Origin of the sequence: Parafrankia sp. FMc2, from assembly GCF_041008525.1 — a bacterium.
Lineage (GTDB): Bacteria > Actinomycetota > Actinomycetes > Frankiales > Frankiaceae > Parafrankia.
The window spans coordinates 1-19,913 of the sequence record NZ_JBFLUG010000131.1 but is presented as its reverse complement, the minus strand read 5'-3'; the positions used below and the strand labels follow the sequence as shown (position 1 = coordinate 19,913).

The following is a 19,913-nucleotide window of genomic DNA, read 5'->3' as shown; positions in this document are numbered from 1 at the left end:
GTGGTGAGCGCACGGACGTCCGCCCCGAGGTGGACGGGGAGACCGGCCCGGTCGAGCCAGTGCCGGCCGAACACACTGGTGGCGGCCGTCGCGCTGGCGCTGCTCGCCGGTGGCGGCACCGGCTGGGCGGTATGGGGCCGGCCCGATCCGGCCCCGCCGGCGCGGCCCGCGCCGCCCCCCGCCTGGCAGCCGGCACTGGCGGCGGGCACGATCACAACCGTGTTCGGCGCCGGGTCGGAGGGTTTCTCCGGCGACGGCGGGCCGGCCGCGCAGGCCGAGTTCGACTCGCCCGGCGACCTGACCGTCGACACCGCCCGCGGCGCGGTCTACGTCGCCGACAGCGACAACCACCGGGTCCGCCGCATCGACCGTGCGGGCACGATCACCACCGTGGCCGGCAACGGGACGGCCGGCTGGTCCGGGGACGGCGGCCCGGCCACCGACGCCTCGCTGGACAGTCCGTCCAGCGTCGCGGTGGCCCCCGACGGCACGCTGTTCATCGCCGACAAGGCCAACCACCGCATCCGCCGCGTCGGCGTCGACGGGATCATCACCACCATCGCCGGCCGGGACGACTTCGGTTTCGCCGGAGAGGTCAGCGAGGACGGCCTCACCTACTCCGGGGACGGCGTCCCGGCCGTGGACGCGATGCTCAACTACCCGAACACGGTGCTGCTGGAGCCGGGCGGAAGCCTGCTCGTCGCCGACGGGGAGAACAACCGGATCCGCCGGATCGGCCTGGACGGGATCATCACCACCGTCGCCGGCACGGGTGCTCCCGGGGACACCGGCGACGACACCGGTGATCGCGGCCCGGCCGCCGCCGCCCGATTCAGCTACCCGTGTGCGCTGGCCGACGGCCCCGACGGCAGCCTGTACATCGTGGACCAGGACAACTACCGGCTGCGCCGGATCGACCCGGCCGGTGTGATCAGCACCGTCGCCGGCACCGGGCAGGAGGGCTTCAGCGGCGACGGGGGACCGGCGGCCCGCGCCGCCATCAACACCGTCGGCGCCGATGTCGCGGTCGATGCCGCGGGCATCGTCTACCTTTCCGACCCGGGCAACCACCGGGTGCGGCGCATCACCCCGGACGGGATCATCACCACCCTCGCCGGAACGGGGGTGTCGAAGTACTCGGGCAACGGCGGGCCGGCCGCTGACGCCGAACTGGTCTACCCCGGCGGCCTGACCCTGGACCAGGCCGGCAACCTCTACGTCACCGACGCGGTGGACGGCCGGGTCCGCGCCGTGCGGGTCAGGTAGGGCGGCACGCCGTGCCCGCCGTCGACCGCGCCCGCATCGCCCGGGCGCTGCCCCGCTACACCCTCGGCGAGCAGCTCGGCGCCGGCTCGTTCGGTCTCGTCCTCGCCGGGCGGCACCTCGACCTCGACCGCACCGTCGCGGTCAAGGTGCTCGCCGCCCCGTCGGCGGCCGGCAGCGGGTTCCGCGCCGAGGCGCGGATCCTCAGCCGCCTCGACCATCCACACATCGTGCGGATCTACGACTGCGTCGTGCAGGACGACCTGTGCCTGCTGGTGATGGAGATGCTCGGCGGGGGCACCCTGTCGCGGCACCGGCTGTCCGCCGCGGCGGCCCTCGCGGTCGGCGCCGCCGTCGCCGACGCGCTCGCGCACGCCCACGCGCACGGGGTGCTGCACCGCGACATCAAACCCGACAACATCCTGTTCACCGAGACCGGGCAGCCCAAGCTCGCCGACTTCGGCATCGGGAAGATCCTCGACGACGCGGCGGGCACGGCCAGCAGGGTCGTCGGCTCCCCCCGCTACATGGCGCCCGAGCAGATCGCCGGCGGGACCGTCGGCCCCGCGACGGACCTGTACGCGCTCGGCGCCGTCCTCTACGAGCTGGTCGCCGGACGTCCGATGTTCGACGCCGCGCTGTCCGTGCCGGAGCTGCTGCGCCACCAGCGTGAGGTGGACCCGCCGGTACCCGCCGCCGTCCCACCGGCGGTGCGCGACCTCGTGCTGCGGGCACTGGCGAAGAACCCCGCGGACCGGCCGGCGGACGCCCGGACGTTCGCCCAGGCGCTGGGCGCCGCCGCGACCAGCCTGTTCGGGCCGGGCTGGCCGGCGGACAGCAGCCTGGTCATCCACCTGCCGGAATCGGCCGCGGCCCCGGGGACCGCCGAGACCGGTGCCGTGCCGCGCTTCACCCCGGCGCCCGCTCCCACGTCCATCGCCCACCCGGACCATGCACCCTCCGCCCCGCCGGTCACGCCTCCGCTGCCCGCGCACCCGGGCCGGCCGTCGAGGGCTGCCGCGGCGTCCCGCAACCTGTTCGAGGGCACCCCGTACGCCGCAGGCCGCAGCCAGGCCCGGCGCCGTGCGGCCGTCGCCGCGATGGCCGCGTTCCTGGCTGTCGTCACCGTCGTGGTGGTGGTCCTTGTCGCCCGCGGTGGCGACCATCGCGCCGCGGAGCCAGGCTCACCCGCGGACGGCGCGCCCCCGGGCGCACCGGCACCGGGCGCGGGAGGGACACCCGCGCCGCCGGTCCTGGACGCCATCCAGGCCTGGGCGCTCGCCCCGTCCGGGGGCTTCTACGTGGTCAACCGGTCGGGAAGCCGGCTGCTGCGGCTGGCTCTGGACGGAACGGTGTCCGCCGTGGCCGGCACGGGTGTCGCGGGCTCGACCGGGGACGGCGGGCCGGCGACCATGGCGCGGCTGCGCGGAGTGACCGACGTCGCGGTCGCCGCGGACGGCACCGTGTACCTCGCCGACGGCGGTAACCAGCGGATTCGGCGGATTGACCCCGACGGGGTGATCACCACGGTGGCCGGGGGCGGCTCCGGTGCGCTGCGCGACGGCGCCCGCGCCACCGAGGTGTCCCTCGGGCTGGTGTCCGGGCCGATCGCCGCGGATCCCGGCGGCGACCTGTACCTGGCGGGGGCAGGCGGGGTGTACCGGCTCGACGAGGCCGGCGTGGCCCGGATGGTCGGCCGCACCCTGGGGCCCGGCGAGGTCGACGACCCGGCGCCCGAGGAGGCGTTCATCCCGGTGGTGGCGGCCAGCATCGGCGATGTCGAGGTGCGCGACGGGCGGGTCTTCGTCACCGACTACACCGCTGATCGGGTGCAGGTCCTCGAACCGGACAACACGGTACACACGCTCGCCGGCGCCGCCCCGGCCGATCCTCCTGGCGGTGGCCCGGCGGGTGGCGGTGACCCGTTGAGCCTGCCGAGTGGGCCGTCCGCACTGGCGGTGGACCGGGCGGGCAACCTCTACGTCGCCGAGTCCGGCGGGAACCGGGTGCGCGGCATCGACCTGGGCGGGGTGGTCACGACGGTTGCCGGCACCGGTGAGCTCGGGTCGAGCGGCGACGGCGGCCCCGCCGCCGCCGCCCGGATGTGGTCGCCCGCACGGGTCCTCGTCGACGCCTCGGGCGTCATCTACATCGGCGAGACCGGCACCACGATCCGCCGGGTCGGCCCGGACGGCGTGATCACCCGTCTCCACGACTGAGCACGCCGAGCAGGGCCCCGGACATGGCCGAGGCCGGGGTGACGGACGATGTCACCCCGGCCTCGGCGGATCCGGAAGGGCTGCCTCCCCGCGGCGCCGCGGTGCCTAGAACCAGTCGCCGACGATCGCGTAGCCGCTGGTCCTGCCGCCCGCCACGGCCTGGGCATCGGCGACGCCGGGAACCGGAAGGGGGAGCGCGCTGTCGACGGCGAGCCCGATGCCCAGCTGGCCCAGGCTGCCCTCGCCCCAGGCGAAGGCGGCGCCGTCCCAGCGCACCGCATACGCCGTGCTGTCGCCGGCGGCGATGGAGACGGCGTCAATGAGGCCGGTGGCCCCGGTGACGGGCACAGGCACCGGGCTGTTGAGGCCCGCGACGCCGATGCCGAGCTGGCCGGCGTCGTTCACGCCCCAGGCCCAGACGGAGCCGTCGCTGCGCAGCGCGTAGCCGGTGCCGAGCCCGGCGGCGATGCTGCGGACCGAGGTCAGGCCGCTCACCGGCACGGGGAACAGGCTGTTGGTGCCGGTGAGGCCGTTGCCGAGCTGGCCGAGGTTGTTCAGGCCCCAGGCCCAGACGGTGCCGTCGCTGCGCAGCGCGTAGGCGCTGCCGCTGCGGGCGGCCACGGCACGGATGCTGGACAGGCCGGTGACCTGCACGGGAAGCAGGCTGGTGGGGCCGGCGCCCGTGCCGAGCTGGCCGTAGGTGTTGTCACCCCAGGCCCAGACGGTGCCGTCGCGGCGCAGGGCGTAGGCGCTGCCGCGGTCAGCGGTGATCGCGCGGATACCGGTCAGGCCGATCACCTGGACGGGGACGGTGCTGTTGATCTGGGTGCCGTTGCCGAGCTGGCCGGCGTCGTTCAGGCCCCAGGCCCAGACGGTGCCGTCGTTGCGCAGGGCGTAGCCGACGCCGGAGACGCCGAGCGCGCTGGTGCTGGCGGCAATCGCGCGGATACCGGTCAGGCCGGCCACCTGGACGGGGACGGTGCTGTTGATCTGGGTGCCGTTGCCGAGCTGGCCGGCGTCGTTCAGGCCCCAGGCCCAGACGGTGCCGTCGCCGCGCACGGCATAGGCGCTGTCGTTCCCGCCCACGATGGTCCGGGCGTCATCAAGGCCGGTGACCTCGGTGACGGGGACCGGGACGAGGCTGCTGGTGGTGCTGCCGTTGCCCAGCTGCCCGGCGGTGTTGGCTCCCCAGGCCCGGGCTGTGTAACTGGGCGCGAAGGCGTACTCGGCACCGGCCGATCCCGTGGCTGCATCCGGGGCGGCGCTTGCGGCCGCTGGCAGACCTACTACTCCGGCCGCGGCCATCGCCACCGCCAGTGTCCCGATCCGCCGTGGTCGACGAGACATCGCCGCTCCTCCGAGCCGTTGGGCGTCACCTTGACGCCCGCTGAACACGGAGAGTAGCGATATGATCTCCCGGTAAATTTGGCTTGTTTATATGTTCGCTATGCCCGCGTGTTGCCGCGGCCCGCGGCCCGCGGCCCGCGGCTCTGACGCCGGCCGGCGCTGTTCGGGCCCCGGGCCCGGATAGCGCCGTCACCGCGCGCAGAGCGTAGGCGATGCTGATCGGGGTGGGTGGTCCGCGACGCCCGCCTCGCCGGTGGCGTTCGTCAGGCCCGGCGCTGCCGGACCACCCACCCCGTGGGTCGTGCGGGTCGGCCCGGCTCACACCGTGATGGCGGCCTCGCTGGCAGCGCTGGCGGCGGAGACGCTACGCGGCGTGGGGACTGGCGGGTACGGGGGCCGGTACTCGGGGTCGATCTGGGTGGTGAGATCGGTTCCGGTGCTGTCGTTGGCCCAGGCGTGGGCGTTGCGGCGGTGGATCTCGTGCATCTGGGTGAGGAAGCGCTGCGGGTCGCGGATGGTGGCGTCGACCGCGGCCTGCGCCTCGCGGAGGGCCCGCCGGTTGGCGGCTTCGAGGTCGTCGAGGTGGAACGGGCGGCCCTGTTCGAGTGCCCGGACGGGGGCGGACTGGTGGAAGCAGACGCGTAGATCGTCGCCGACCTGGTCGCGCAGGAACGTGACGTCGGCCGCATCGGTGATCTTGTTGCCGAGAACGGACATGGTGACGTCGAAGCCGGTGGCGTACTCGCGGTACTGGCGGTGCACGGCGACTCCCTTCCTGGTCGGTTCGCAGACCAGGAAGGTGTGGTCGAAACGGGTGAACAGCCCGGAGGCGAACGCGTCGGCACCGGCGGTCATGTCGACGACGACGTACTCGCCGGCGCCGTCGGTGAGGTGGTTGAGCAGCAGCTCGACGGCGCCGAGCTTGGAGTGGAAGCAGGCGACACCGAGGTCGGACTCGGTGAACGCACCGGTTGCCAGCAGCCGGATCCCGTTGACGTCGACGCCGAAGCGCTCCCAGAGCGGGTTCGTCTCCGTGACTGACAGCAGACGTGATCCGGGCCCGGGTGGCGTGGTCTTGATCATCAGGGCGGCGGACGGGACGCGTGGGTTGCTGCCCCGCAGATAGTCCTTGATCTCGTCGAGGTGCTCGCCCATCGGCGGTGTGACGGTGCCGACGGTGTCCGGGGCGCCGAGGGCGGCGCCGAGGTGCTGGTTGATGTCCGCATCGATGGCCAGGACGGGGTGGCCGAGCGAGGCGAGATGGCGGCACAGCAGCGCGGAGAGCGTGGTCTTCCCGCTGCCGCCCTTGCCGACGAAGGCGATCTTCATGGTGGGCTCCGAGGTCGTGGCGGCGTTGCCGCGATCAGACCAGCATCGTAACCGTTATCGTTTCCATTACTCGGGCCGGGTTGGTCGCCGGTCGGAACGTGGTGGATCATCGTGCTCCGGGCGGTGTGCCTGGAACGGGGCGGGCACCGCCGGAGTGCCTCTCTCGTCGCTCGCTCAGCCAGAACCGAGGAGTTCAGGAATGATGGGTGATCACCTGGAGTCGCGGCGCTTTCCGCGTAGCGCGCGATACCACCCGGACTGGGTCGTCGCGGGGGTGAGCGGCGGAGCGAACCCCCTCTGGCTGACGGAGTGGCTCACCGAGGAGATGGAGCTGCGGCCGGGAATGAGGGTCCTCGACCTCGGATGCGGCCGCGGCGCGTCGTCGGTCTTCCTGCAGCAGGAGTTCGACGTCCAGGTATGGGCCGTCGACCTCTGGTTCGGCGTCGACGAGCGCCTGGAGCGCATCCGGGACGCCGGCGCGCAGGACGCCATCTTCCCCCTTCACGCCGATGCCCGGGCGCTGCCGTTCGCCGCCGGCTTCTTCGACGCGGTGGTGAGCATCGACTCGTTCGTCTACTACGGCACCGACGACCTCTACCTGAACTACCTCGCGCGGTTCGTGCGGCCCGGCGGGCCGATCGGCATCGTCGGCGCCGGCCTGGTCGCGGAGTTCGACGGACCGGTTCCCGACCACCTCGCGACCTGGTGGGAACCGAGCATGGCCTGCCTGCACTCGGCCGACTGGTGGCGGCGGCACTGGGAACGCAGCGCGGTCGCCCAGGTCGACCTGGCTGACACCCTGCCCGACGGCTGGCGACTCTGGCTGGACTGGCAGCACGCGGTCGCGCCCGACAACAGCGTGGAGATCGATGCGCTCACCGCCGATCAGGGGCGCCACCTCGGCTATGTGCGTGCGATTGCCCGCCGCCACACCGACCGGACACCCGACGAGCCGATCACCTCCATACCGGTCGACTACAGCAGGCAACCCCTGTACCGCGCCGCGGAGCCATCCGGCTGATCGAGGGGGAGCCGGCGAAGGCCACCCGCGAGGTGCCGCAGGGCTCGGCGGCGGATCTGCCTCGGGCACGGTCCTACGATCGGCCGCATGACACAGCCACCGTTACTCGTGCCCGCCGCCAGTGCCGTGTTGCTGCGCGAACGGCCGTCGGGCCCGGAGGTCCTGATGCTGCGGCGCAGCCTCACCGCATCCTTCGCGCCGGGTGCCTGGGTCTTCCCGGGCGGGCGAGTCGATGCCGGTGACGGCGGTGGCGGCGACGGCGGTGGCGGGATCGTCGGGGCGGCGTCCGCCGAGCTGGCGGCGGCCCGCCGTGCCGCCGTGCGGGAGACGGCGGAGGAGGCCGGTCTGGTGATCGACGGCGCCGCGCTGATCCCGCTGGCGCGCTGGTGCCCGCCCGCCACCGCGGCGCGTCGCTTCCTCACCTGGATTCTGCTCGGCCGCGCTCCCGACCAGCCTGTCGCGGTGGACGGTGGTGAGATCACCGAGCACTGCTGGGTGCGGCCGGCGGAGGCCCTGGCCGCGCGCGACCGCGGCGACCTCGACCTGCTGCCCCCGACCTGGGTGACGTTGTGGACGCTCACCCCGCACGCCAGCGTCGAGGACGCCCTCACCGGCGTCGCGGCCGCACCGCCCGAACTGTTCGAAACCCGGTTCGTCCGGGTGGCCGAGGGACTGGTGGCGATGTGGCACGGCGACGGGGAGTACGGCGACGCCGCGGACATCACCCGGCACGGCGCGCGCCATCGGCTGTGGATGCTGAACACCGGTTGGCGATATGAGCGCCACGCGTAGATGAGCTTTCCCGCCAGGCGACACGTTCGGGCGCAGAAAGTGGACGGACGGGAGTGGGGCTTCGACTGTCAGCTACCAGGCGAGGGGCTCCGCGAGCGGCCGGCAGCAGTTCATCACCGGCCAGGTAGATCAAGGCAGACCGAGGGGGCGTGGCCGAAGGCCTCGCCTGGATGTCGTCCGTTGCCGCTGCGGTGGTCAGACGAGGCCGAGCTCGTCGGCGCGCAGGGCCACGGCCCGGCGGGTGGGCAGGCCCAGTTTGGTGAGGATGGCGGAGACGTGGTGGTCGGCGGTCTTCACCGAGATGTACAGGCGGGTGGCGATCTCGGCGTTGGTCAGCCCGCGGGCGACCAGCTTGGCGACGTCGAGCTGACGATTGGTCAGGCCCGCCGGGTTCGCCCGGGTGCTCGTGCGGGGGCGCCGGGGAAGCTGGGTGATGCCGTCGCGGCGCAGGGCCGCCCGCTGCCGGTCGGCGGTGCCGATGGCGCCGAGCTGGTCGAGCAGCTCCACCCCGCGTGCCCGCTGGCCGGGGTCGGGGGAGTCGCACAGTGCCATCGCCTCGGCGAACGGCTCACCGGTGCGGCGCCACCACGCGGCGGCCTCGTCGTGCTCGCCCGCGAGACTGAGCCGGAACGGGGGCGCGACCTCGTCGGGCCGTCGGCTCAGCAGCCCGAGCCGGGCCAGCCAGACCGCGAGGTCGCCGGCGGCCCAGGCCGTCCCGGCGGTCCCGTCGGTGCCCACCGCGGCGGCAGCGCGGGTGACCCGGGCGTCGGGGACCTCGGCGAGCCACATCCGCTCGGCCAGGGCGGAGAGCACCGCCAGCCGGCGCAGCGGCTCGTCGAGGTGTTCGGCGAGGTCCCAGGCTGCGTCCAGGGCGGCGAGTGAGGCGGCGGCCGGGACGTCCGCGCCCTGGCGCAGCGGGACCAGCGCGGTGACGAGAAACGGCCACAGCGTCGCGAGTCGCATGCCACGATCCTCGATCACCTGCTCCGCGTCCTCGATCGCGCTGTCGAGGTAGCGCCGGGCCAGGGTCACGTCGCCGCGCATGTAGGCGAGGTAGCCGCGGGTCGTGTGGGCGCGGGCGTGGGACTGCTCCAGCTCCGGCCCGGCCGAGAGGGCGGCGGCGCGCTCGGCGTGTGCCTCCGCCTGCCGGCGCCGGCCGTTGTAGTACTCGAACACGGCGCAGGTGTCGTACGCCGCGGCGAGTCCGGCCTGGTCGCCGGCCTGCTGCCAGAGCGGGAACGTCGCGCTCACGGTGGCGATCGCCTCGTCGAGACGGCTGGTCATGTACTGCTCGACGGCGAGCCTGTGGAGCAGGTCGGCCCGGCCCGGCGCGGGCGCCGTCCCGAGGTGCTCCAGCGCCGTCCCGAAGAACGTCGCCGCCTCGCTGTGCGCACCGGCCTGGATCGCCTGGCGGGCGGCGGCCGTCGCGTACTCGGCTGCCCGGGCCCCGTCGCGGGCCGCGACCGCGTGGTGGGTGAGGACGGCGGGGTCGCGTGGCTCGATCCGCTCCAGCGCGGCCAGCAGGCGGGCGTGCAGCCGGGGGGCGCCGCCCGGCGGGATCGTGCTCTCCACGGCCTGGCGTGCGAGCTCGTGCCGGAACACCAGACCGCCGCGGGCCCGGCTGAGCAGCCCGGTCGTGTCGAGGCGGCGCAGCGTGGGCAGGTCGACGCCGAGTGCGGGCAGCACCCGGTCGTCGAGCCGGTCCGGCGCGGTCGCCACCATCTGCAGCACCTCGACATCGTCCAGCGTGACGTCGACGGTGCGGGCGAGCACCGCGTCGCGCACCGAGGTCGGCAGCGGCCGGTCGGGCTCCTTGGCGATCTCGGTGACGAAGAACGGGTTGCCGCCGGTCAGCGCATGCACGCGGCTCGGCTCCAGCCGGGTGCCCCCGACGGCGGCGCGGACGGCGTCGAGGGACAGCGGTCGCAGGCCGAGGGTCCGCAGGCCGGCCAGCCGGGCGAAGTCGCCGAGCAACGGGCGGGCAGAGTGGCCTGGACCGATCTCGTCGTCCCGGTAGCTCACGAGTAGCGCCAGCGACATCGCGTCGACCCGGCGCACGAGGAACCGCAGCACCTCGACCGAGGCGGCGTCGACCCAGTGCAGGTCCTCGACCACCAGGACCGTCGTCTCGCCGCGCAGCGCCTCGTAGATCCGCTCGCAGACGACGGCGAGCGGCGGCTCCGCGCCGCGGCCGCCGGTCTCCTGCCCGGTGGCCCTGTCCTCACCGGGCAGCAACGGTCCCAGTCCTGTCGCCGCGGCGATGTCGCGGAACGGGCCGAGCGGCCGGGGCGTCAGGAGTGGGTCGCAGCCGCCGAGGAGGAAACGCGGGCCGGGTGCGGCCGCTCGGGCCGCCGCGAGGAGGGCCGACTTGCCCGCTCCCGACTCCCCGGTGACCGCGACTCCCGACCCCTGCCCGGCCGTTGCCCCATCAATCGCCGCGCGGACGACGGCGACCTCACGGTCCCGCTCGAGGAGATCCACGTGCTCAGGGTAGAGGCGGGCGGGCGGGGCGCCGAAGGAGAAGGTTCGAGCGCCCCGCCGGAGCGTCGGCCCCGTGATCGGGGCCGCGGTCACCGCTGCGGGGCGGTCGCGGCGGTCTGGGGGCCGAACTCGGTCGCGACGGCCGAGACGTTGTTGGCCGGGAAGCCACCGCGGCGGGCGTGCTCGAGGATGGTCTCCGCGTCCTCCGCCTCGTGCACGCAGTAGATCTTGTCGCCGGTGACGTAGCTGTTGACCCAGGTGTAGGGCACGCCCAGCGACGCGACGGCCTCGTTGGAGGTCTGCGCGATCTCGGCCAGCTGCTCCTGGCTGAGGTTCCCGGCGCCGGGGATCTCACGCTCGATGACAAAGCGAGGCATGGTCTGCTCCTTCGGTTCCGACGGCCCGCTGCCGTCCGATGTCTCCACTCTCGGCGTGGCGGGGCGTCCCGACATCGGGAGCGACTCCCCATGTTCGCGGTCCGGGTACCCAGCCGTGGGGGAAGAGAAAGCCCACACCAGACGGAGCACGTGCTTCGGCAAGGAATGTCGAGCCGACCACGCGGCAGTTGTTCGGGGTGCAGGCGGAGCTTCGGCGTCTCTTTCCCCAAGCCGGCGAAACGCTGGGCGCTCCACGACGAGGGTTCACGGCGAGGTGTGGGGAGGTGCGGGTGACGACCCCGCAGGAGCACCGTGGTGGGTATCGCGGCCAGGCCGGGGGTGTGCGGGCTGGTTTCTCATATTATCCGGCGCTATGTCCAGCAATGTGGAAATCATGTTCACTGTCCCCTCGCTGCCGAGTGGCGAGCGGGCCCAGGAGGTCGTGGAGGCGATCCGGACTGTGCTGCAGAAACACGGAATCGACCGGAGCGTCGTCATCACCGTCAAGGGGAGCTACGACGTTGTCGGAAATACGACACAATATCCGATCGTTGTAAGCCGCCTGTCCGGTGAATGGGTGGCCGAGGTGGAGGCCGATATTGTCGAGGCGGCCCGGGGAGCCGCGCCGTCCGCCGTGCCGTCCGTGTCCCATCGTTATCCGGACCCCGACGATGCCGTGGGGGCGCTGCCGGCCCAGGGCGGGACGTTCACCTGGGTGGCCGCAGTCGCGTTCGATCCGACGGGCACGCTCCTCGCCGGCGCGCACCAGGACGGGACAGTGCGGATCTGGGACACCGTGACGGGGCGAACCCGTCATCGGTTCGGCGCTCACGACGGTCGCGTCGCGTCCCTCGCGTTCAGTCCGGACGGCCGGCGTCTCGTGACCGGTGGCGACGACCACAAAGTCCGGATCTGGGACGTCGAGACCGGGTCGCGGACCGAAGCCCACACCTCGGACGAGCACCGCCGCACGGTGACACACGTCGCTTACCATCCCGACGGTCGCCGGGTGGCGAGCGCCAGCCATGACGGGACGGTACGGATCTGGGACACCGTCGGCGACGGCGAGCCCGTCTGGCTTTCCGGCCACCGGGCATTCGTCGACATGGCGTCCTTCCACCCGGACGGCCGGCTGGTGGCCAGCGCGGGCCACGACAAGAAGGTGCGGATCTGGAATGTCGAGACGGGCCGGTGTCTACGGGTCGTGCGCAACAACCCGAACCAGGCCACGGCCGTGGCCTTCAGCCCGACCGGGGAATACCTGGCCGCCGGCTCCGACCACGGCGTCGACGCCACGGGCCGGGTCGACTCGGGCAGGGGACGGATCGTCGTCTGGGACGGAGCGGGAAAGAACCAGCTGGTCGAGCTGACCCCCCTGGACAGTCATGTCCGCGATCTGGCGTTCTCGCCCGACGGGCGGGAACTGGCCGCGGTGGCGTACACGACGTCGAGGGGGGAACGGCAGGACCGCGAGTCGGTGCAGGTCTGGGCGGTGCCCTCCGGCGAGCTGCTGCGTACGGTCGACGACCCGGGCGGGCTCGTGTCCATGGCCCGGTCCGCGGACGGCCGCCACCTGGCCACCGGCGACACCAGGGGGTTCGTGACGGTTCGCGACCTGGCCACCGGCGAGATCGTCCGGACGCTGCCGTCACGGGTCGGCTAAGCCGGCCGGCCGCCCGCTCCGCGGCGCCGGCCCGGCTTCCGCCGTCCGGTTCACCGTCCGATCCGCATGGTCTGCGTCCGATCCGCATAGTCTGACTGTGTCGCCTCCAGGAGGAGTGGTCGGATGGCAGACCAGTCCGCGCGCCGTGTGGGGCGCCCGCCGTCCACGGTTGACGGGCGGACGGTGCCCGAGCGGCTGCTGGGCGTCGCGCTCAGGCTGTTCGCCGAGAAGGGCTTCGAGGGGACCTCGGTGCAGGACGTGGTGGCGGCGGCCGGGGTGACCAAGGGCGCGATGTACCACTACTTCGGCTCCAAGGACGACCTGCTCTACGAGATCTACGGCCGGGTCCTGCGCATGCAGACGGCCCGGCTCGAGAAGGCCGCCGCCCAGGAGGGGCCGATCGGGGACCGTGTGCACGCGGCGGCCGCCGACGTGGTGGTCACGACGATCGAGAACCTCGAGAGCGCCACGATCTTCTTCCGGTCGCTGCACCAGCTGAACGAGGAGAAGCAGCAGGAGGTGCGCCGCGAGCGCCGGCGCTACCACCAGATCTTCCGCGCCATGATCGAGGAGGGGCAGGCCTGTGGCGCCTTCCGGGACGACGTGGACGCGGACCTGATCGTCGACTACTTCTTCGGTTCCGTGCACCACCTGCCTATGTGGTGGAAGCCCCGCGGCAGGCTCTCCGAGCGCGAGATCGGCCGGTCGTTCGCCGACCTCCTGCTGGCCAGCCTGGCCCCCCGCTGACTCCACGCTGTATCCGTTGACATGCCGGGGCGGCCCCGGGCATCCTCAATACCGACCAGACGGTATGTGGCCGCGGATCGTGGCGACCCGTCGAGGTTCCGTGGCGGAGTGGATCAGGTGGAGCCAGGCAGCGCCTGGTTCGTAGCAGCGCCTCGTCCGTAGGGAAGGAATCGCGATGCCGGAAGCCGTGATCGTCGCCACCGCCCGTTCGCCGATCGGCCGCGCGGTGAAGGGCTCCCTGAAGGACATGCGTCCGGACGACCTCGCCGTCCAGATGGTGCGGGCGGTGCTGGACAGGGTGCCGGCACTCGACCCGGCCGACATCGACGACCTGGTGCTCGGCTGCGGCCAGCCGGGCGGGGAGGCGGGCAACAACCTGGGCCGTGCCGTCGCCGTCCTGGCCGGACTGGACCAGGTGCCCGGCACCACCGTGAACCGCTACTGCTCCTCGAGCCTGCAGAGCACCCGGATGGCGTTGCACGCGATCAGGGCGGGGGAGGGCGACGTGTTCGTCTCCGCCGGGGTCGAGACCGTGAGCCGGTACTTCAAGGGCAACGCCGACAACCTGCCCGACACCCGCAACCCGGTGTTCGCCGAGGCGCAGGCCCGCACCGCGACGTTCGCCGCCGGTGGCCAGAGCTGGGCCGACCCCCGTGACGAGGGCCGGCTGCCCGACCTCTACATCGCGATGGGTCAGACCGCCGAGAACGTCGCCGAGCTCAGGGGGGTCACCCGGGCGGATCAGGACATGTTCGGCGTGCGCAGCCAGAACCTCGCCGAGAAGGCGATCGCGGACGGTTTCTGGGCCCGTGACATCACCCCGGTGACCCTTCCCGACGGCACCGAGGTCACCCGTGACGACGGGCCGCGGGCCGGCGTCACGCTGGAGGCGGTCGCGGCGCTGAAGCCGGTGTTCCGTCCCGACGGCACGGTCACGGCCGGCAACTGCTGCCCGCTCAACGACGGCGCCGCCGCGGTGGTGATCATGTCGGACGTCAGGGCGAAGGCACTGGGCATCACCCCGCTGGCCCGGATCGTCTCCACCGGCGTCACGGGCCTCTCGCCCGAGATCATGGGGCTCGGCCCGGTCCGGGCCTCCCAGCAGGCGCTGGCCCGGGCAGGTCTCACCATCGACGACATCGACCTCGTCGAGATCAACGAGGCCTTCGCCGCCCAGGTGATCGCGTCGGCCCGTGAGCTCGGTATCGACGAGGACAGGCTGAACGTCAACGGCGGCGCGATCGCGGTCGGCCACCCGTTCGGCATGACCGGCGCCCGGATCACCAGCACGCTGATCAACTCGCTGCGGGACCGCGACAAGCAGTTCGGGCTGGAGACGATGTGCGTCGGCGGGGGCCAGGGCATGGCGATGGTCCTCGAGCGGCTGAGCTGAGTGGGGCCGAGCTGAGCGGAGGAACCGTGACCTGCCCGATGAGCAGCGATCTGCGTGAGGACGTGGGGCCGCCCCGATGAACGACGACCTGCCCGAGGAACTCCACCGGCGGGTGGAACGGTTCCTCGCCGCCCACGACCCGGCGACGACGGAACGCCTGACCTGGCTCCGCGCGCGGTTCGACGCCGGGCTGGCCTGGGTGTCGTTCCCCGCGGGCCTCGGCGGGCTCGGCCTGCCGCAGGCCCTGCAGGCCGAGGTGGACCGCCTCTTCGAGGACGCCGGGGCGCCGGACAACAGAAAGAAGGCCAACGGCATCGGCCTCGGTATGGCCGCGCCGACCATCCTCAGGTTCGGGACCGACGCGCAGAAGCAGCGTTTCCTGCGGCCGCTGTGGACCGGCGAGGAGATCTGGTGCCAGCTCTTCAGCGAGCCCGGTGCCGGCTCCGACCTGGCCGGTGTCGCCACCCGCGCGGTCCGTGACGGTGACACCTGGGTGGTCAACGGGCAGAAGGTGTGGACCTCGGGTGCCCACCACGCCCGGTTCGCGATCCTGCTCGCCCGCACGAACCCCGACGTGCCGAAACACGGCGGGCTGACCTACTTCCTGTGCGACATGACCGACCCCGGCGTGAACGTCCGGCCGCTGCGCCAGATCACCGGCGAGGCGGAGTTCAACGAGGTCTTCCTCACCGACGTGGCGATCCCCGACAGCCACCGGCTCGGCGCCGAAGGGGCCGGGTGGAAGGTCGCCAACGCCACGTTGAACAACGAGCGGGTGGCGATCGGCGGCCGGGCAGCGCTCCGGGAGAGCGGCATGATCGGCGCGGTGGCCGACACCTGGCGGACGAACCCGCAGCGCCGGACGCCCGAGCTGCACGCCCGGCTGCTCGGGCTGTGGGTCGAGGCCGAGGTCGCCCGGCTCACCGGCCAGCGGCTGCGGCAGAAGCTCGCGCTCGGGCAGCCCGGCCCGGAGGGCGCGACGATGAAACTCACCTTCGCCCGGCTCAACCAGCAGCTCAGCGGGCTGGAACTGGAGCTGCTCGGTGAGGACGGCCTGCGCTACTCCGACTGGAGCATGACCCGGCCCGACAAGGTCGACATGACCGGCCGGGACGCCGGCTACCGCTACCTGCGGGCCAAGGGCAACTCCATCGAGGGGGGCACCTCGGAGATCCTGCGCACCATCATCGCCGAACGGCTCCTCGGCCTGCCCCCCGAGCCGCGGGTCGACAAGGACATCCCCTGGAAGGAGCTGCCCCGGTGAGCGACCTCGACCTCCTCTACAGCGACGTCGAGGACGAGCTGCGCTCCTCCGTGCGCAACGTGCTCGCCGACCACTGCGGCCCGGCCGCGGTGACCGCCGTCTACGACGGCGACCGGTCCGGCCTGGACGGGCTGTGGAAGGCGCTGGCTGTCGACCTCGGCCTCGCCGGCCTGCTCGTGCCCGAGGACCGCGGCGGCGCGGGGGCGTCGGCCCGTGAGGCCGCCGTCGTGCTGGAGGAGCTCGGCCGGGCCGCGGCCCCGGTGCCGTTCCTCACCAGCTCCGTCGTCGCGACCGTCCTGCTCCTGTCGGCGCGGACCGACCTGCTGCCCCGGCTGGCCGCGGGGACGTCGACCGCGTCGCTCGTGGTGCCGCTCTCGACCGCTCCCGACGGCCCACTGCCGTCGGTCCAGGCCGGGGCGGGGGGCCGGCTCACCGGCACCATCACCAGCGTGGCGGGGGCCCTGGAGGCCGACGTGCTGCTGGTGCCGGTCCGGACGACCGACGGCATCGCCGTGTATGCCGTCGACACCGCCGTCGCCGGGGTGACCCCGGTCGTCTCGCTGGACATGACCCGCCAGCTCGCGGACGTCACCCTCGCCGACGCGGCCGGCGAGCTCGTGCTCGGCGACGCCGAGCCCGCGATACGCCGCGCCCTGGAGGCCGGGGCCGCACTCCTCGCCTCCGAACAGCTCGGTGTGGCCCGCTGGTGTCTCGACACGACGGTGGCCTTCCTCAAGGAACGCCGGCAGTTCGGCCGGGCACTGGGTGGCTTCCAGGCCCTCAAGCACCGTCTGGCCGACCTGTACACCGGTGTCGAGTCCATGAACGCCGCTGCCCGCCATGCCGCCGCCGCCCTGGCGGCCGGCGACCTGGATCTCCCGGTGGCGGCCGCGGTGGCGCAGGCCTACTGCGGCGACCTCGCGGTCACCGCCGCCGAGGAGGCGGTGCAGCTCCACGGCGGCATCGGGATGACCTGGGAGTATCCGGTACACCTGTATCTTAAGCGGGCCAAGGCCGACCAGATCGCGTTCGGCGCGCCGGGCACCCACCGGGCCCGGCTCGGGGCACTGGTCGGGCTGGACAGCTGACAGGCAGCTGGTGGTCGAGACCGGGACCTTCCGCCGCCGGGCGTCAGCGGAGACCGGCCGCTAACGGGCGGGTCGCTGGGCCCGCGCCGAGAAGACCGGGACGAACATGGTGGGGCGTTCGACGGCGGCGTCCAGCTCGGTGAACGCCTTCTCCCACCGGGCGACGTCGTCGGCGTCGACGAGGCCGGCGGCCGTCATCGCGGGGACGGCGGCCCAGGCCGGCGGACGCAGACCGGGCGGCGGCTTGATGATGTTGTACCAGCCCCGCTGGTGCACGCTCGTCAGGCCGGCGGCGCGCAGAAGACCGGCGAGACGCAGGCCGACGGACAGGTCGTTGCCCTTCGCCGCATGAAAGCTCCGGTAGCGGTCGTCGAGCTCGACCAGCGCCGCCACCGCCGGCGGGTCGCCGACCAGGCGTATCGCGGACGCCTCGATGTCGAGCAGATACACCCAGCCGCCGGGCTTGGCGAGGGTGGCGAGGTGGTCGACGATCGCCTGTTCCCGGCCGCCGTTGTGGGCGAGCACGTGGCGCATCATGACGGTGTCATAGCTGCTGGCGGGTAGGCCACTGGCCTCGGCGGACCCCTCCGAGAGCACCACGTTGCCCGCCTCGGCGCCGGCGACGACCTGGCGGCCCAGGGCGAGCGCGGCCGGGTCACGGTCCACCGCGTGCACCGTGCCGGTCGGGGTGACCGCGGCCGCGAGGGTCACCGCGAGCGCGGCCGGGCCGCAGCCGACGTCGGCGACCCGCGCGCCGGGGACGACCCCGGCCGCGGCCCATTCGGCCGCCTCGTCCTCGCGCGCCTGCGCGGCCATGATCTGGTAGCGCGCCAGCTCCTGAGGGCTCAGAGTCAGGCCGTAGCCGTTGCCGGGTTCCGGGGTGCGATCAGTCACGCGGCGAAACTACGCCGAGGCATCGCCGTACGCGTCGCGTAGTCGGTTGGCCGTCACTGTTGCGGGGCCGACGTCACGCATGTCACCGTGTGGTTGCCGTCGTGCCAGGACTCCTCCGACGGGCGGAAGTAGAACAGGCTGTCGAGGTTCTCCAGAACCGCGGGCGCGACGCTGGCTGCGTGCTTCACGCACCCGACCGCGGCGGTCTCCTCCAGGGCCGGGTCGCCGGGGTAGGCGCCGGCAGGCAGCTCGTACACCGCGTAGACCTCGCCGAAGTGAGGGTCCGTGCAGGGAACCACATCGACGGTGCTTGCTTCCTGGCCGGTCGGGTTCTCGGTCAGGCAGTCACCCGGCCGCAGGTCACCGGTGGGCACGAAGCCAGCGTTCACGATGCGGCCGCTGGCGTCGCGGTCCGCCTCGGCCGTGACGTACGCCACCGCGACACCGACGACCGCCAGCGTCCAGAGCGCCGACAGCACCAGGCCGGCGATCGCCACGGCCTTGCCGCGCTGCCCGCGCCTGCGGATCTGGACGAGCGCCGCGAGGCCGAAGAGGACGGACAGCGGCACCCCGGGCAGTACTCCGAAGATCAGTGATGCGATCGCGAAACCGTTGCGGCCGGGATCGCGGCGCGGCGGGTAGGGCGGTGGCGCGCTGTTCGGCAGCCCGGGCAACGGACCCGACAGGCCCGGGGGAGCCGGCCAGACCGTCGGATACGACGGGCCTGGTGGCCGGCCGTAGGGCGGCGGTCGCTGTCCACCGTCGGGGGCGGGCCGCGGTATCGGTTCCGGCCGCTGACCGACACCCACCGGCCAGCCGGCGCCGGCAGCGCCGGCCGGGGGAACCACGCCGCCGGAAGGGCCCGAGAAAGGTCGTTGGCCCGCGTCTGGCTGTTTCATGATGTGCCTCGCTGATGGCTGAAGATGACGAACGACGACGTCGGACGACGTCGGACCGCGGATTCCGGTAACGGCGTCGACCGAAATCCTGCTCGTGCGCCAGGCGGCAGACCATCCCGCGTGGGTGGGGCCTGTGATGGCTGCAATTCCCCTCACCCGGGGGATTGCAGCCAAGGCGGCTCGAGTCGCCGCAGGTGAAATGGACTCTGCTGCTTAATTCGGGGCTGGGGTTGCGAGTCGGTGGCTGAGGCGGGTGAGTCTGCTGGTGCGGGGTGTGAAGGCCGGCCGGTCGGGGTTCCAGCGGGCGTCGAGGCGGAGGACGTTGACCGCGGTGGCGGAGAAGGCGTGTTGGAGGCGGACCTTGGGCAGCCCGCGGTAGCGGGCGTGACGCAGGCCGGTGACGTCGAGGGCCTGGTTGATCGTGCCCTCGATCCCGGCGCGCAGCGCGTACCGGGTCTTCCAGGTGTCCGTGGCCTGTTCGGCGCGGGCGGCGGTGAGGGTGTCGTGGAGTTCCTTCGGGCGCAGGCTGAGGAAACGGGCGCCACGCGCCGCGGTGGTGCACTCCTTGCGGGTGGGGCAGGGGTGGCAGTCGGCGCGGGCGAACTGCACGACGATGGCGTCACGGTCGTGCTGGCGGACGGGGTACCAGCCGGCGCTGGTGTGGCCCTGCGGGCAGCGGGCCTGGCGGGCCTTCCAGTCGATCCGGAACGCGGTCTTGTCGAACCCGGTGCCGGCTCTGGCCTGGGGTGAGTCGTCGAGCAGGGCCGGGGTGACCATGGTGATCCCGCGGGTGGCGGCGGTGTGGATGAGGTCGGTGGAGGAGTAGCCGGCGTCGAGGTAGTGCTCGGCGGGGGTCAGGCCACGCTCGGCGAGGGCGGCTTGGACGGGCAGGGTGGCCTTCACGTCGGGGACGGTCGCCTCGGTGGTGAGAACGCCCGTGATCAGCCGCAACGGCAACGCCCCGGCCCCGGCTTCGGCTTCGGCTTCGGCTTCGGCTTCGGCTTCGGCTTCGGCGGGAGGGTCGCAGGTTTCGGTGAGGGTCGGGTAGCGGCGGCGCATTGCTGCGCCGCCGCCCCCTCGGAACCCGGCGTGCCACTCGTCGCGGCACCGGGCTCGGGCTCCCACATGGGCGGGCA

At 73.1% G+C, this 19,913-nt stretch carries 16 protein-coding genes; 9 read left to right on the top strand and 7 right to left on the bottom strand.

Features of this window, described 5'->3' with window-relative positions:
* Both AB1460_RS29230 and AB1460_RS29225 read left to right on the top strand, forming a co-directional pair.
* On the top strand, window positions 1–1,266 hold a 1,266-nt coding region (locus AB1460_RS29230; RefSeq protein ID WP_368965311.1), incomplete at its 5' end, for an NHL repeat-containing protein.
* Between the two features lie 11 nt (window positions 1,267–1,277).
* The gene (locus tag AB1460_RS29225; protein ID WP_368965310.1) at window positions 1,278–3,482 is read left to right on the top strand and encodes a serine/threonine-protein kinase; all 2,205 of its coding nucleotides are present in this window, start codon (window positions 1,278–1,280) and stop codon (window positions 3,480–3,482) included.
* A gap of 105 nt (window positions 3,483–3,587) precedes the next feature.
* Here the strand turns inward: AB1460_RS29225 and AB1460_RS29220 are convergent, their stop codons facing one another.
* Together AB1460_RS29220 and AB1460_RS29215 are read right to left on the bottom strand one after the other, a co-directional pair.
* Window positions 3,588–4,829, bottom strand: a complete 1,242-nt coding sequence (locus AB1460_RS29220; RefSeq protein ID WP_368965309.1) for an RCC1 domain-containing protein — start codon at window positions 4,827–4,829, stop codon at window positions 3,588–3,590.
* Between the two features lie 318 nt (window positions 4,830–5,147).
* Window positions 5,148–6,158 carry an AAA family ATPase gene (locus AB1460_RS29215; protein ID WP_368965308.1) on the bottom strand — a complete coding sequence of 337 codons (1,011 nt, stop codon included), beginning with the start codon at window positions 6,156–6,158 and terminating at the stop codon, window positions 5,148–5,150.
* A 199-nt stretch (window positions 6,159–6,357) separates the two neighbouring features.
* Here AB1460_RS29215 and AB1460_RS29210 point away from each other — a divergent pair, with 199 nt between their 5' ends.
* Window positions 6,358–7,179 carry a cyclopropane-fatty-acyl-phospholipid synthase family protein gene (locus AB1460_RS29210; protein WP_368965307.1) on the top strand — a complete coding sequence of 274 codons (822 nt, stop codon included), beginning with the start codon at window positions 6,358–6,360 and terminating at the stop codon, window positions 7,177–7,179.
* A gap of 87 nt (window positions 7,180–7,266) precedes the next feature.
* Window positions 7,267–7,971 carry an NUDIX domain-containing protein gene (locus AB1460_RS29205; RefSeq protein WP_368965306.1) on the top strand — a complete coding sequence of 235 codons (705 nt, stop codon included), beginning with the start codon at window positions 7,267–7,269 and terminating at the stop codon, window positions 7,969–7,971.
* A gap of 195 nt (window positions 7,972–8,166) precedes the next feature.
* Here the strand turns inward: AB1460_RS29205 and AB1460_RS29200 are convergent, their stop codons facing one another.
* Window positions 8,167–10,452, bottom strand: coding sequence for an ATP-binding protein (locus AB1460_RS29200; RefSeq protein ID WP_368965305.1), 2,286 nt, complete (start codon window positions 10,450–10,452; stop codon window positions 8,167–8,169).
* Window positions 10,453–10,541: 89 nt separating this feature from the next.
* The gene (locus tag AB1460_RS29195) at window positions 10,542–10,829 is read right to left on the bottom strand and encodes a DUF4242 domain-containing protein (RefSeq protein WP_368965304.1); all 288 of its coding nucleotides are present in this window, start codon (window positions 10,827–10,829) and stop codon (window positions 10,542–10,544) included.
* Window positions 10,830–11,223: 394 nt separating this feature from the next.
* On the opposite strand from AB1460_RS29195, the gene AB1460_RS29190 reads away from it, so the two are divergent.
* From AB1460_RS29190 to AB1460_RS29170, 5 genes are all read left to right on the top strand, one after another.
* The gene (locus tag AB1460_RS29190; protein WP_368965303.1) at window positions 11,224–12,492 is read left to right on the top strand and encodes a WD40 repeat domain-containing protein; all 1,269 of its coding nucleotides are present in this window, start codon (window positions 11,224–11,226) and stop codon (window positions 12,490–12,492) included.
* A gap of 123 nt (window positions 12,493–12,615) precedes the next feature.
* Window positions 12,616–13,239 carry a TetR/AcrR family transcriptional regulator gene (locus tag AB1460_RS29185; protein WP_368965302.1) on the top strand — a complete coding sequence of 208 codons (624 nt, stop codon included), beginning with the start codon at window positions 12,616–12,618 and terminating at the stop codon, window positions 13,237–13,239.
* A gap of 175 nt (window positions 13,240–13,414) precedes the next feature.
* A complete protein-coding gene (locus AB1460_RS29180; protein WP_368965301.1) occupies window positions 13,415–14,632 on the top strand; it encodes an acetyl-CoA C-acetyltransferase in 1,218 nt (405 codons plus the stop codon).
* A 76-nt stretch (window positions 14,633–14,708) separates the two neighbouring features.
* Window positions 14,709–15,896, top strand: coding sequence for an acyl-CoA dehydrogenase family protein (locus tag AB1460_RS29175; RefSeq protein WP_368965300.1), 1,188 nt, complete (start codon window positions 14,709–14,711; stop codon window positions 15,894–15,896).
* Window positions 15,893–16,984 carry an acyl-CoA dehydrogenase family protein gene (locus AB1460_RS29170; protein WP_368965299.1) on the top strand — a complete coding sequence of 364 codons (1,092 nt, stop codon included), beginning with the start codon at window positions 15,893–15,895 and terminating at the stop codon, window positions 16,982–16,984. Before AB1460_RS29175 ends, AB1460_RS29170 begins: the two co-directional genes overlap by 4 nt.
* A gap of 60 nt (window positions 16,985–17,044) precedes the next feature.
* Here the strand turns inward: AB1460_RS29170 and AB1460_RS29165 are convergent, their stop codons facing one another.
* From AB1460_RS29165 to AB1460_RS29155, 3 genes are all read right to left on the bottom strand, one after another.
* Window positions 17,045–17,878, bottom strand: coding sequence for a methyltransferase domain-containing protein (locus tag AB1460_RS29165; RefSeq protein ID WP_368965298.1), 834 nt, complete (start codon window positions 17,876–17,878; stop codon window positions 17,045–17,047).
* Between the two features lie 53 nt (window positions 17,879–17,931).
* Window positions 17,932–18,552, bottom strand: a complete 621-nt coding sequence (locus AB1460_RS29160; RefSeq protein WP_368965297.1) for a DUF4190 domain-containing protein — start codon at window positions 18,550–18,552, stop codon at window positions 17,932–17,934.
* Between the two features lie 438 nt (window positions 18,553–18,990).
* A partial coding sequence (locus AB1460_RS29155) for a transposase (protein WP_368965296.1) occupies window positions 18,991–19,913 on the bottom strand: 923 nt, incomplete at its 5' end.

Excerpts from the sequence above, each read along its gene's own strand:
- AB1460_RS29220 (WP_368965309.1), bottom strand. The coding sequence starts at position 4,829 with ATGTCTCGTCGACCACGGCGGATCGGGACACTGGCGGTGGCGATGGCC.
- AB1460_RS29190 (WP_368965303.1), top strand. The coding sequence starts at position 11,224 with ATGTTCACTGTCCCCTCGCTGCCGAGTGGCGAGCGGGCCCAGGAGGTC.
- AB1460_RS29210 (WP_368965307.1), top strand. The coding sequence starts at position 6,358 with ATGATGGGTGATCACCTGGAGTCGCGGCGCTTTCCGCGTAGCGCGCGA.
- AB1460_RS29175 (WP_368965300.1), top strand. The coding sequence starts at position 14,709 with ATGAACGACGACCTGCCCGAGGAACTCCACCGGCGGGTGGAACGGTTC.
- AB1460_RS29185 (WP_368965302.1), top strand. The coding sequence starts at position 12,616 with ATGGCAGACCAGTCCGCGCGCCGTGTGGGGCGCCCGCCGTCCACGGTT.
- AB1460_RS29215 (WP_368965308.1), bottom strand. The coding sequence starts at position 6,158 with ATGAAGATCGCCTTCGTCGGCAAGGGCGGCAGCGGGAAGACCACGCTC.
- AB1460_RS29195 (WP_368965304.1), bottom strand. The coding sequence starts at position 10,829 with ATGCCTCGCTTTGTCATCGAGCGTGAGATCCCCGGCGCCGGGAACCTC.
- AB1460_RS29205 (WP_368965306.1), top strand. The coding sequence starts at position 7,267 with ATGACACAGCCACCGTTACTCGTGCCCGCCGCCAGTGCCGTGTTGCTG.
- AB1460_RS29180 (WP_368965301.1), top strand. The coding sequence starts at position 13,415 with ATGCCGGAAGCCGTGATCGTCGCCACCGCCCGTTCGCCGATCGGCCGC.